This is a genomic window from Polaromonas sp. P1_G2, assembly GCF_056405515.1.
The window spans coordinates 1-386 of sequence record NZ_JBFUBY010001538.1; the positions used below are offsets into that span (position 1 = coordinate 1).

Annotated in this window: 1 protein-coding gene; it reads left to right on the top strand. The window is 57.8% G+C overall.

Annotated features, from left to right (window positions below):
* Window positions 1–386, top strand: a 386-nt coding sequence (locus AC1D0P_RS31445; protein WP_477680306.1) for a hypothetical protein, incomplete at both ends; no start/stop codon positions are given.

Below are 386 nucleotides of genomic sequence, written 5' to 3' on the forward strand. Positions count from 1 at the left end.
GGGCAAAGCTGGGCGGAAAAACCGATCGGTCACGTGATCGAGGATGCGGATCTGCAGCTCCTCAGCGACTTCGCAGCGCAGGCCACGCTCGATCCGCTCGCATCGTTCAATCTGGTCATGGGTTCCGGGTTGTTGCAACGCTCCGGTACGGAAGAGATCGGGACCAGCCTCACCGGTCGTTTGAGCGACACTCTGGTGGTTCGTTCGGATTCGGAACCAATCGACCCCGCCTCTATCAATGACCTCTTGAACACGCTGCCGGTCGACTTCGTGTTTTTCAACACGCCTCGCAGCTATGATGGAATTCACTTAGGCCCCTATGAACTACGTGCTTCCGCCATCCCGCAATGGAGCGAGCTATACCGGCGGCCCATAGTGCTCAACAA